10 protein-coding genes are annotated in these 11,855 nt (G+C 74.1%); 4 read left to right on the top strand and 6 right to left on the bottom strand.

All coding sequences use genetic code 11. The annotated features are described in order from the left end of the window. Positions 1-93 precede the first annotated feature (93 nt). A complete protein-coding gene (locus tag ACFU74_RS32055; protein WP_380763190.1) occupies positions 94-1,647 on the bottom strand; it encodes an MDR family MFS transporter in 1,554 nt (517 codons plus the stop codon). Between the two features lie 141 nt (positions 1,648-1,788). Beyond that, entirely contained in the window at positions 1,789-2,283 is a 495-nt protein-coding gene (locus tag ACFU74_RS32050) for a MarR family winged helix-turn-helix transcriptional regulator (protein ID WP_380763188.1), read from the bottom strand. 112 nt (positions 2,284-2,395) lie between these two features. Here ACFU74_RS32050 and ACFU74_RS32045 point away from each other — a divergent pair, with 112 nt between their 5' ends. Further along, complete coding sequence (locus tag ACFU74_RS32045) at positions 2,396-3,490, top strand: ABC transporter permease (RefSeq protein WP_380763186.1); 1,095 nt, start codon at positions 2,396-2,398, stop codon at positions 3,488-3,490. A 26-nt stretch (positions 3,491-3,516) separates the two neighbouring features. Here the strand turns inward: ACFU74_RS32045 and ACFU74_RS32040 are convergent, their stop codons facing one another. The 4 genes from ACFU74_RS32040 to ACFU74_RS32025 all read right to left on the bottom strand — a co-directional run bounded on the left by ACFU74_RS32040 (position 3,517) and on the right by ACFU74_RS32025 (position 8,736). Next, positions 3,517-4,737, bottom strand: coding sequence for an ROK family protein (locus tag ACFU74_RS32040; protein WP_380763184.1), 1,221 nt, complete (start codon positions 4,735-4,737; stop codon positions 3,517-3,519). Further along, positions 4,730-5,308: a GtrA family protein gene (locus ACFU74_RS32035; RefSeq protein WP_380763182.1), complete on the bottom strand. Its 579-nt coding sequence runs from the start codon at positions 5,306-5,308 to the stop codon at positions 4,730-4,732. The genes ACFU74_RS32040 and ACFU74_RS32035 overlap by 8 nt, the downstream gene beginning before the upstream one ends. Positions 5,309-5,398: 90 nt before the next feature. After that, a complete protein-coding gene (lon, locus tag ACFU74_RS32030) occupies positions 5,399-7,810 on the bottom strand; it encodes an endopeptidase La (protein WP_380763180.1) in 2,412 nt (803 codons plus the stop codon). Between the two features lie 137 nt (positions 7,811-7,947). After that, positions 7,948-8,736, bottom strand: coding sequence for a rhomboid-like protein (locus ACFU74_RS32025; protein ID WP_380763178.1), 789 nt, complete (start codon positions 8,734-8,736; stop codon positions 7,948-7,950). 548 nt (positions 8,737-9,284) lie between these two features. Here ACFU74_RS32025 and ACFU74_RS32020 point away from each other — a divergent pair. From ACFU74_RS32020 to ACFU74_RS32010, 3 genes are all read left to right on the top strand, one after another. After that, on the top strand, positions 9,285-10,022 hold the full coding sequence (locus ACFU74_RS32020) for a response regulator transcription factor (protein WP_344337269.1): 738 nt from the start codon (positions 9,285-9,287) through the stop codon (positions 10,020-10,022). Between the two features lie 83 nt (positions 10,023-10,105). Next, complete coding sequence (locus tag ACFU74_RS32015) at positions 10,106-11,236, top strand: sensor histidine kinase (protein ID WP_380763176.1); 1,131 nt, start codon at positions 10,106-10,108, stop codon at positions 11,234-11,236. A gap of 328 nt (positions 11,237-11,564) precedes the next feature. Next, a partial coding sequence (locus ACFU74_RS32010) for a hypothetical protein (protein WP_380763174.1) occupies positions 11,565-11,855 on the top strand: 291 nt, incomplete at its 3' end.

Genomic DNA, 11,855 nt, shown 5'->3' with positions numbered 1-11,855 from the left:
CTCTCGCGGACGCGGGGCGGCGAGTGACCCCCCAGTACCCCAGTACGGCGGGGGCCGGAGACGGAACCACGCGCCGGCACCCCCTGCCGGGCGTCAGTCCTGGCCGGTGCGCAGCGCGGTCTCGCGGATGAACAGCACCGTGACGAAGGCCAGCAGCGCGAACGGCGCCGCGACCAGGAAGATCACGCCGACGCCGTGCCCGAAGGCGTCGGTGACCAGCGGCACCAGCTGCGCGGGCAGCTTGTGCAGGTCCGGGATGCCGTCGCCGAGCGAACCGCCGCCGCCGGCCGGGACGCCCGCGTCGGCGAGGTTCTCGGCGAGGTAGTGGCCGACCCGGTTGTTCATCAGCGCGCCGAGCGCCGAGACGCCCATCGCGCCGCCCATGGTGCGGAAGAAGGTGACGACCGAGCTGGCCGCGCCGAGTTCCGCGCGCGGCACGGTGTTCTGGACGGCGAGGACGAGGTTCTGCATGGTGAGGCCGAGGCCGACGCCGGTGACCGCCATGTAGACGGAGAGCAGGACGTAGTCGGTGTCGGCCCGGGCGGTGCCGAGCAGTGCGAAGCCGACCGCCAGCAGCAGCGTGCCGCTGACCAGGAAGGCCTTCCACTTGCCGTACTTGGTGATCAGCTTGCCGGCGACGGTGGAGGAGACGGCCAGGCCGAGGATCATCGGCAGGGTCATCAGGCCGGCCACGGTCGGGGACTTGTCCCGGGCGAGCTGGAAGTACTGGCTGAGGAAGGTGGTCGCGCCGTACATCCCGATGCCGACCAGGACGCTGGCCAGCGCGGCGAGGGTGACCGTGCGGTGCTGGAACAGGTGCGGCGGGATGATCGGCTCGGCGGCGCGGCGCTCGACGGCGACGGCGACCGCGCCGAGCAGCAGTCCGCCGCCGACCATGGCCGCGGTCTGCCAGGAGAGCCAGGCGTAGTTCTTGCCGGCCAGGGTGATCCAGATCATCAGCAGGCTGACCGCGCCGGTGATCACCAGGGCGCCCAGGTAGTCGATCCTCACCGTGCGCTTGACCACGGGCAGCTTCAGGGTGCGCTGGAGCACCAGGATCGCGAGCACCGCGAACGGGATGCCGACGTAGAAGCACCAGCGCCAGCCGAGCCAGGAGGTGTCCACGATGACGCCGCCGATCAGCGGGCCGCCGATGGTGGCCAGCGCGAAGACGGCGCCGAAGTAGCCGCTGTACCGGCCGCGCTCGCGCGGCGGGACCATCGCGGCCAGGCAGATCTGGGCGAGGGCGGTGACGCCGCCGGCGCCGATGCCCTGGAGGGCGCGGCAGGCGATCAGCTGGCCGGTGTTCTGGGAGAGGCCGGCCAGCGCGGAGGAGGCGATGTAGATCACCAGCGCGATCTGCAGCAGCAGCTTCTTGCTGGCGAGGTCGGAGAGCTTGCCCCAGATCGGGGTGGAGGCGGTGAGGGTGAGCAGGGTCGCGGTGATCACCCAGGTGTAGGCGGACTGGCCGCCGTGCAGGTCGGTGAGGATGCGCGGCAGCGCGTTGGAGACGACGGTCGACGAGAGCACGGCGACGAAGAGGCCGAGCAGCAGGCCGGAGAGCGCCTCCAGCACCTGCCGGTGCGTCATCGGTTGGTCGGTCGTGTCGGCGGCTCCGGTCGCGGCAGGCGTGGCGGTGACGGTCATCGGGGTCCTTCGGAATAGTTGCCTGTGGCAACCATAAGCTGGATGGTTGACCTAGGCAACATTCGTCAAGAACAAGCAAAGCCCGGACCGGTCCCGGCCCGGGCCCATACCTCCGCCACCCGCACGTCCAGCGTCCGGCGTTCAGCCGGCCGCCGCCGGCGCCGCCGCCTCGCCGACCACGTCGTTGAAGCGGTGCAGCAGTTCGGCGAAGCGCACCACGTCCTCCTCCGGCCAGCCGCCCATCAGCTCCCGCACCCGGGCCAGCCGGGCCGCCTGGGCGGTCCGGAAGCGCCGCCGGCCGTCCTCCGTGAGCGAGACCCGCGCGGAGCGGCGGTCCTGCGGGTCCGCCTCCCGGACCAGCAGGCCCAGTTCCTCCAGCGCCCGGATCTGCCGGCTGATCGTCGCCTTGCCGACCGCGAAGTGCAGACCGACATCGGTCACCCGCACCGGACCCGCCTGGTCGACGTAGCTCAGCAGGCTGTACGCCATGCCCTCCAGCTGCGGGTGGACCCGCCGGGACAGCTCGGACACCCGGGCACGGCCACGCCGGAACAGCACCCCGACCTCGCGCTCGACCGCCATCAGCGGGTCCTCGCCCGGTCGACCCCCGGCGCGCTCTTCGTTCGGCGTACTCACCGCGCCAGTATCCCGCAGCACACCCGGCCCGTCCCCGGCGCGGGAGAAACCTGGGCGAAACTAGTTCATGCTATTAAGTACCCGGTTTCCCCCGATACGCAAGGAGATGTGCATGACCGCCCCAGGGCAGCAGGAACCAGGGCCCGCCGCGGCACCGGAGCGCGCAGCCGAGCCGGCCGCGCCGAAGAAGGGCTTCGCCGCCGAGCTGAAGGGCGCCGTCACCCCGCGCGCCGCGCTGCTGGTGATCGGCGTGCTGCTCCTCCAGCTGGGCTTCGTCACCTCCTACGTCGGCGCGCTGCACCAGCCCAAGCCGCACGAGCTGTCGATCGCGGTGGTCGCCCCGCCGCAGGTAGCCCCCCAGCTGGTCCAGGGCCTGGAGTCGGTCCCGGACGACGCCGTGAAGGCCTCCACCGCGCCGGACGCGGAGAGCGCCACCCAGCTCCTCAAGGACCAGCGGATCTACGCCGCGCTGGTGGTGGACCCGGCCTCCACCGAGGACGTGCTGCTGGTCGCCAACGCGCGCGGGACGTCCGCCGCCAAGGCCGCCGAGTCCATCGTCACCGGCCTGGAGAAGAGCCAGGGCCGTACGGTCGTGGTCCAGGACGTCGTGCCGCTCGCCAAGGGCGACGCCAACGGCCTCTCCTCCTTCTACCTGGTGATCGGCTGGTGCGTCGGAGGCTACCTGGTCGCCTCGATCCTCGGGGTCAGCGCCGGCGCCAAGCCGGCCAACACCAACCGGGCGCTGATCCGGCTCGGCACCCTGGCGCTGTACTCGGTCGCGGCCGGCCTCGGCGGCGCGCTGATCGTCCAGACGATCCTGGACGCGCTGCCCGGCCCGTTCCTGGCGCTGTCCGCGGTCGGTGCGCTGGTGGTCTTCGCGGTCGGCGCGTTCACCATGGCCATGCAGTGCCTGTTCGACGTCATCGGCATCGGCGTCGCGGTGCTGCTCTTCGTGGTGCTCGGCAACCCGAGCGCCGGCGGCGTCTTCCCGCCCCCGATGATGCCGGCGTTCTGGCGGGCGATCGGGGCCTGGTTCCCGAACGGCGCCGGCACCGACGCGACCCGCTCGATCGCCTACTTCGACGGCACCGCCATGACCCAGCCGCTGCTGGTGCTGCTGGCCTGGGCGTTGGTCGGCGTCGGCATCACCCTGGCCGCCGTCGTCGGCCGGCCCTCGCACCTGAGCCGCGAGCTGGTCAAGGACTGAGGCAGCCGGTCCAGGAGCGGAACGGGCTACTCCTGCAGCCGCCCCGGGTCGGCGAGCAGTGAGCGGACCACGCCGACCGCGGCCCCCAGCAGGGGGCCGCGGCGGCCCAGCCGGGAGACCGTCAGCCGCTCCGCCGACCACGGGCGGACGGTCACCCGGGCGGCCAGCTCGGCCCGCATCGCGGGCAGCAGCCAGGGCGCCAGCTGGGCGTAGCCGCCGCCCAGCACCACCTCGGCCGGGTCCAGCAGGTTGACCGCCCCGGCCGCCGCGATGCCCAGCGCGGTCCCGGCGCCGTCGAGCGCCCCGCGCACCTCCTCGTCCTCGGCCGCGGCCCGCTCGGCGAGCAGCGCCACCCAGTCGCCCCGGATGCCCTCCAGCCCGGCCGCGCGCAGCACCGCCGACTCCCCCGCGTACTGCTCCAGGCAGCCGTGCGCCCCGCACGCGCAGCGCGGCCCCTCGGGATGCACCGGGACGTGGCCCAGCTCGCCCGCGTAGCCGCGCGCACCGCGCAGCAGCCGGCCGTCGACGACGATCGCCGAGCCGATCCCGGCCTCGGCGGAGACGTGCAGGAAGTGCTCGGGCCCGCCGCCCAGCCAGAGCTCGGCGAGGCCTCCGAGGTTGGCCTCGTTGTCGGCCCGCAGCGGGAGCCCGGCCAGGCCCGGTGCGCCGGCGGCGTGCAGCGCGAGCCGCAGTTCGGCGGCGACCGCGACGTCCCGCCAGTCCAGGTTGGCGGCCCGTTGGAGCAGCGCGCCCTCGGCGCCGACCAGTCCGGGCACGGCCAGCGCCAGCCCGGCCGGGCGCAGTGCGGCGTCGGCGGCGGCCCGGCGGACCAGCTCGGCGAGGTCGGCCATCACGGCGGCGGGCCGCCGGCCCCGGTTGCGGATGTCCTGGCGGCGCCAGGCGCGGACCTCGCCGCGCAGGTCGACCACGCAGGCGCCCAGGTGCTCCACCCCGATCTCGGCGCCGAGGCCGGCCGGACCGTCCGGGTTGAGCCCGAGCGCGGTGCCGGGCCGGCCGACCTTGCCGCTGGGGGTGGCCGGGCCCTCCTCGACCACCAGTCCGGCCGCGATCAGCTCCTCGGCGAGCGAGGAGACGGCCGCCCTGGTCAGCCCGCTCTCGGCGGCCACCTCGGCGCGCGAGCGCGGGGTGCGGGAGATGATCCGGAGCACCAGGGCCAGGTTGCTGCGGCGCATCCCCTGCTGGCTCGCCGGCCCGGCCGCGCCCCCGGCGCCGCCCGTCTCACGCATCGCCCTCACCCGCCCCGGCCTCCGCCGACCGCACCCGCGGACCCAGCTGCCCGCCCGCTCCGGCCGCGCCGCCGGTGCCCACGACGAGGGGCTGCTCCACCCGGGTGAACACCCAGCGCCGCATGGCCCAGAACCGGAACAGCATCGCCGCGAAGGTGCCCAGCACCATCCCGCTCAGGAAGTCGGCCACCTCCTGGGCGACCGGGCTGACCCACGGCTCGCGCAGGTCGAACAGGTAGCGCGAGACGATCAGCGGCAGCACGTTGACGCCGATGGCGACGGCGCTCACCAGCAGGAACAGCAGCGGTTCGCGCCGCCGCCAGGAGGAGCGGAAGCTCCACCGCCGGTTGAGCAGGTAGGAGACGGCGGTCCCGGCCACCGTCGCCACGGTGAGCGCCACCACCGGCTTGCGCTCCAGCAGGGTGAGCCGCAGCGCGTAGTTGATCAGCAGCGTCAGGGCGAAGCAGCCGCTGCCGACCAGCTGGAACTTCACCAGGCTCCGGTGCCGGACCAGGAGGGGTCGCACCCGCTCCGGCACCCGGACCAGGACGCGCTGGGTCAAGGACGGCACCCTCGCAGTCTGGCACGCGCCCCGCGGCCCGTCCCGTCCGGCGGCGCACCGGGACGGGACGGGCCGCGGGGCGGACCGGGGCCGGGACCGTCAGGCCGCCGCCACCAGCACGCCGGCCGGCTCCAGGGCCAGCTCCAGCACCTCCCGGACGTCCGCGACCGGGTGCACGGTCAGCCGCTCCAGCACCTCCGCGGGGACGTCGTCCAGGTCGGGCTCGTTGCGCTTGGGGATGACCACCGTGGTGATCCCGGCCCGGTCGGCGGCGAGCAGCTTCTGCTTCACCCCGCCGATCGGCAGCACCCGCCCGGTCAGCGACACCTCACCGGTCATCGCCACGTCGGTGCGCACCTTGCGCCCGGAGAGCAGCGAGGCCAGCGCCGTGGTCATGGTGATGCCGGCGCTCGGCCCGTCCTTGGGGACGGCCCCGGCCGGGACGTGCAGGTGCACGCCGCGGTCGCGCAGCGAGGTGACCGGCAGCTCCAGCTCGGCGCCGCGCGAGCGCAGGTAGGAGAGCGCGATGTGCGCGGACTCCTTCATGACGTCGCCCAGCTGGCCGGTCAGGGTCAGCCCGGTGCCGCCGGTCTCGGCGTCGGCGAGCGAGGCCTCGATGTAGAGGACGTCGCCGCCGGCCCCGGTGACCGCCAGGCCGGTGGCCACCCCGGGTACCGCGGTGCGCCGCTCGGCGGGCTCCTGCGCCGCCTCCGGCACGTGGTGCGGCCGGCCGATCAGGGCCCGCAGGTCGTCGGCGCCGATCGCGGCGGGCAGCTCGCGCTCGCCCAGCTCGCTCTGCGCGGCGATCTTGCGCAGCACCCGGGCGACGGCCCGTTCGAGGTTCCGCACGCCCGCCTCCCGGGTGTACTCGCCGGCCAGCCTGCGCAGCGCCGGCTCGTCGACCGCGACCTCGCCGTCCCCGAGCCCGGCCTTCTCCAGCTGGCGCGGGAGCAGGTGGTCGCGGGCGATGACGACCTTCTCGTCCTCGGTGTAGCCGTCCAGGCGGACCAGCTCCATCCGGTCGAGCAGCGGCTCGGGGATGGCCTCCAGCACATTGGCGGTGGCGAGGAAGACCACGTCGGAGAGGTCCAGCTCGACCTCCAGGTAGTGGTCGCGGAAGGTGTGGTTCTGCGCCGGGTCGAGCACCTCCAGCAGCGCCGCGGCCGGGTCGCCCCGGTAGTCGGAGCCGACCTTGTCGATCTCGTCGAGCAGCACGACCGGGTTCATCGAGCCGGCCTCCTTGAGCGCCCGGACGATGCGGCCGGGCAGCGCGCCGACGTAGGTGCGCCGGTGGCCGCGGATCTCCGCCTCGTCCCGGACCCCGCCGAGCGCGACCCGGACGAACTCCCGGCCCATGGCGCGGGCCACCGACTCGCCGAGCGAGGTCTTGCCGACGCCGGGCGGGCCGACCAGCGCCAGCACCGCGCCCCCGCGGCGGCCTCCGACCAGCCCGAGCCCCTGGTCGGCCCGGCGCTTGCGCACGGCCAGGTACTCGACGATGCGCTCCTTCACGTCGGCCAGGCCGGCGTGGTCGGCGTCCAGCACCGCGCGGGCGCCGGCGATGTCGTAGGAGTCCTCGGTGCGCTCGTTCCAGGGCAGCTCCAGGACGGTGTCGAGCCAGGTGCGGATCCACGAGCCCTCGGGCGACTGCTCGCTGGAGCGCTCCAGCTTGTCGACCTCCTTGAGCGCGGCCTCGCGGACCTTCTCGGGCAGGTCGGCGGCCTCGACCCGGGCGCGGTAGTCGTCCTCCTCGCCGGCCGGGTCGCCGTTCAGCTCGGCCAGCTCCTTGCGGACGGCCTCCAGCTGGCGGCGCAGCAGGAACTCCTTCTGCTGCTTGGCGACGCCCTCCTCGACGTCCTTGCGGATGGTGTCGTTGACCTCCTCCTCGGCGAGGTGGTCGCGGAGCAGGCCGAGCGCGTACTCCAGTCGCGCGACCTGGTCGGCCTCCAGCAGCACCTTGAGCTTCTGCTCGGCGGTGGCGAAGGAGGCGTAGCCGATGTTGTCGGCGAGCTCGCCGACGCCCTCGACGGCGGCCACCCGGTCGACGATCTGCCAGGCGCCGCGCTTGCGCAGCCACTGGGTGGACAGGCTCTTGTACTCCCTGACCAGTTCGGCGGCGCGCCCGGCCACCGGGGTGCCGACCGAGGACTCCCGGAACGGCGTGGTCTCCACCCAGAGCGCGGCGCCCGGCCCGGTGGTGCCGACGCCGATCCGCACCCGGCGCACCGCGCGGACCAGCGCAGCCGGCTGCCCGACCGCATGGGGGCCGTCGGCCAGCCGGCCGACCTGCTCGACGGTGGCGAGGGTGCCGACCGCCGCGTACGAGCCGTCCACCCGCGGGACCAGCAGGACCTGGGGCTTCCCGGTGCCGGTGGCGGCGGCGCGCGCGGCCTCGACGGCGGCGCGGACCTCGGTGTCCTTCAGGTCCAGCGGCACGACCATGCCCGGCAGGACGACCTCGTCGTCGAGCGGCAGCACGGGCAGGGTGAGCGGTGTGGACGTCGATGCCATGATCTCTCCCCAGTCAGTGAACTTGAGTCGACCTGACTAAGGCTTTGCGGGCTCCGGATGTTCCCCGGGCCTCGTTCGCCGTGAGCGAACGGTGAAGGCCCCCTGGCGGCCCCGTCAAAAACCGGGCCCGGTCCGGCTCAGCAGCGGTCCAGGACCGCGGACCGGCCCGGCGCGGAGGCCGGCGCGGGCACGCTCCGGGGGCACTCGGCCGGCGCCCCGAGCCGGGTCCGGCCCGGCCGGTGCCCGTCCCAGCGGCGCAGCCACCGCCACAGCGCCACCCCGGTCAGCAGCGCCGCCGGATGGCCGACCCCGGTGACGAGGTCCCGGTCGCCGACGGTCTGCTCGACGATCAGCGCCGCGGCCAGTCCGAGCGCGACCGCCCGGCCGCCCGGCCGCAGCAGCCCGGCCAGCGCGCCGAGACTGGCCAGCACGCCGTAGCTGACGCCGATGTCCAGGCGGTCCATCGCGGCCGGCTCCAGCCGCCCGCTCTCCACCGCGACGATCACCACGCCCTGCGAGAGCAGGGTGGCGCCGATGTGCCCGGCGGCGAAGACCGCGGCCGCCCGGGCGGGGCCGACCCGGCGCTCCAGCGGCGCGACGGTGAGGGCGAAGGCCCACAGGTAGGGCACCCAGTCGGTGCCGGCCACCCAGAAGCCGCTGAGCAGCAGCGCGCGCAGCGGGTGGCTCAGCAGGTTGTGCCCGTCCGAGCTGGACGCCTCCTGGAGCCGCTGGACGAGGTCCGGGTCGGCCAGCGAGGCGAAGGTGGTGGTGGCGCCGACCACCGCGAGGTAGCCGAGCGCGAAGGGGTTGCGCCGCGGGGTCGGCACCCGGGCCAGCAGCCACTCGACCGCCCCGGCCCGCAGGCCGTGCCGGAGCATCGCGTACGGCGGCCCGCCGCGCCCGGCGCGCACCCGTCGCTCCGCCATGCCGCCTCCGCTCCGCCGCCCGCGGCCGTCGCTCCCGCGCGTGTCCAACGTACCGGCGCGTCCGGGAAATCCCGCCCCCGCGATTTGTCGTGGCCACGGTACGGGCGGCGACTGGGAGCCGGCTGGGAGAACCCTGGACGCGGGATGATCGCCGGGTGCCCGAATTGGTCCAGACCTTCTCCCCTTATACACATGCCCATCCCCGCTGACCGGCGGCTTGGCGCCAACTGATGTGCATACGTACCGTTACGGAGTGAAAAAACGCCGGGTAAGGTATCGGCCCGTGCCCACTTCCCGGTGGGCCCGACGGCCGGCCCGGCAGGCCGGCCCACGGGCCGGAAATGTCCGGTCCACCTGCCGGGAATCACCCGCTGTCCGTACGCTGCGAGGTGCGTGGGAGAAGTGAGCGGCGCACACCGCTCGCCGACCCCGCAGTACGCGACGGGACGGCGGACCCGGCACAGTCCACGACGGAACAAGACTACGAGCGGAGCCTTCGCCATCCCCACAGATGGCCGGCCCGCAGCCCTGGGGGCGGTGGCGTGACCGTGACAGAAATTCAGCAGGACAACCAGAACGCCGGCGGCACGGTGAGCAGTCAGCGCAGAGTGCTGGTGGTCGAGGACGAGCCCACGATCGCCGAGTCCATCGCGGCCCGGCTGGGCGCGGAGGGCTTCAAGGTCGCCGTGGCCCACGACGGCCCGGGCGCCGTCGACGGCTTCCACACCTGGCAGCCCGACCTCGTCGTCCTCGACATCATGCTGCCCGGCTTCGACGGCCTGGAGGTGTGCCGCCGGATCCAGGCCCAGCGCCCGGTACCGGTCCTGATGCTCACCGCGCGCGACGACGAGACGGACCTGCTGGTCGGCCTCGGCGTCGGCGCCGACGACTACATGACCAAGCCCTTCTCCATGCGCGAACTGGCCGCCCGGGTCAACGTGCTGCTGCGCCGCGTCGAGCGCGCCCAGCAGGCCGCCCGCACGCCCGCGCTCGGCAGCCTGCGCTTCGGCGAGCTGGAGATCGACCACGTGCAGCGCCGGGTCCGGCTGGCCTCGGGCGACGTCCACCTGACGCCGACCGAGTTCGACCTGCTCGCCTGCCTGGCCGCCCAGCCGCGCGCCGTGCTCACCCGCGAGCAGCTGCTGGCCGAGGTCTGGGACTGGACGGACGCGTCCGGCACCCGCACCGTCGACAGCCACGTCAAGGCGCTGCGCCGCAAGATCGGCGCCAGCTGGATCCGCACCGTGCACGGCGTCGGATACGCGCTGGAGGCCCCGCTCTCGTAGCACCGCGCCTTCGGACACCGGGCCGCCGGGGGGCCCGTGTCCCGACCGCCGTGCGCACCCACGCGGGGGACCACAGGGGACCAATGACCTTTCCACAGCAACGCAACGGGGACCTCGACGGCAGCCGGCCGCCCACTCTGGCCGCCCGCGCCGCGAAACGGGTCTGGGCCGACATCCGGCCGCTGGACCCGGTCCGCTCGATCAAGGGCAAACTCGCCCTCCTGGTGATCGTCTCGGTCTTCCTGGCCACCGGCATGGTGGTCGTGGCGATCCGGTCCGAGACCCAGATCCGGATCATCATGATCTTCTCGATGATCGCCTCACTGCTCTTCATGCAGTTCCTCGCGCACGGGCTGACCGCCCCGCTGCGCGACATGACCGCCGCCGCCCGCGCGATGGCCTCGGGCGACTACAGCCGCCGGGTCGAGGTGAGCTCGCGCGACGAGATCGGCGAGCTGGCCGCCACCTTCAACCAGATGGCGGCCGACCTGGAGGCGGCCGACCGGCACCGCCGCGAACTGGTCGCCAACGTCTCGCACGAGCTGCGCACGCCGATCGCCGCGCTGCACGCCGTGCTGGAGAACGTGGTCGACGGCGTCGTCCAGCCGAACCCGGCGACCCTGGGTGCCGCGCTGGAGCAGACCGAGCGGCTCGGCCGGCTGGTCGCCCACCTGCTCGACCTCTCCAAGATCGACGACGGCGTGGTCGACCTGGACGCCCGCCCCTTCGAGGTGCGCGAGTTCCTGGACGGCGTGCTGCGCGGGGTCACCGTGGACGGCGCCACGGCGGGCGGGGCGTTCTCCCGGCGCGGCGACGTCCGGCTCGCGCTGGAGGTGAGCCCGGTGGGCCTGACCGGCGTCGCCGACCCGGAGCGGCTCCACCAGGTGGTCGCCAACCTGGTCGACAACGCCTGCAAGCACTCCCCGCCCGGTGGCACCGTGACCGTGCGCGCCCGGCCCGACGAGGGGCCCGGCTCGCTGCTGCTGGAGGTCGAGGACGAGGGTCCCGGCATCCCGGCGGCGGACCGCACCAGGGTCTTCGAACGGTTCGGCCGCAGCGGCACCGCGACCGCCTCCGGGCCGGGCGCCGACGGCGGGACCGGCCTCGGGCTGGCCATCGCCCGCTGGGCGGTGGACCTGCACGGCGGGCGGATCGAGGTCGCCGAGGCCGCCCGCGGCTGCCGGATCGAGGTCCGGCTGCCCGGGCCGCGCTGACCGCGGACGGAGGGCGGACGGAGGGCGGGCGCGAGGAGGACCCTGCCCCGGGTGAAGCGGACGAATGTCACAGATCCGACACAGAGCTTCGCCCGGGGCCTCAAACCCTACTTTGTCCGCTTTTGCCCGCATTTTTTGGGTGGTCGGAAGCGGTCGGTTCCCCTCCGATGCCGGTTTCTAACGCACATTTTCAGCCAAACCGCAGGTCAGGACTGTGATCTGGGCGACGCCTGCCCCCCGGGGACTGCGCGATCACCGGTCGGAGGCGTAGCCTTAATCCCCGCTGTCCAAACATCCCAAAAGGAAGCGGAAGAGGGCGGTTGCCGCCGTGTCGCCACAGTCCCCTGAACACCCCAACAGCTCGGCAAGCTCCACTGGCTTCGGCCCCAATGAGTGGCTCGTCGACGAGATCTACCAGCAGTACCTCCAGGACCCGAACTCGGTCGACCGAGCCTGGTGGGACTTTTTCGCCGACTACAAGCCCGGTACCGAGGTGACCCCAGTGACCCAGGCCGCGACTCAGGCCGGCGCTACGCCGACCCCCGCCGCCGCCCCCGCGCCCGCCGCCGCTCCGGCGGCCCAGGCCCCCGCCGCCCCGGCCCCCGCGCCTGTGCCCGGC

It is taken from the genome of Kitasatospora sp. NPDC057500 (assembly GCF_042802195.1).
Lineage (GTDB): Bacteria > Actinomycetota > Actinomycetes > Streptomycetales > Streptomycetaceae > Kitasatospora.
The sequence above is the reverse complement of the archived record's forward strand: the minus strand, read 5'-3'. Positions and strand labels throughout refer to the sequence as shown.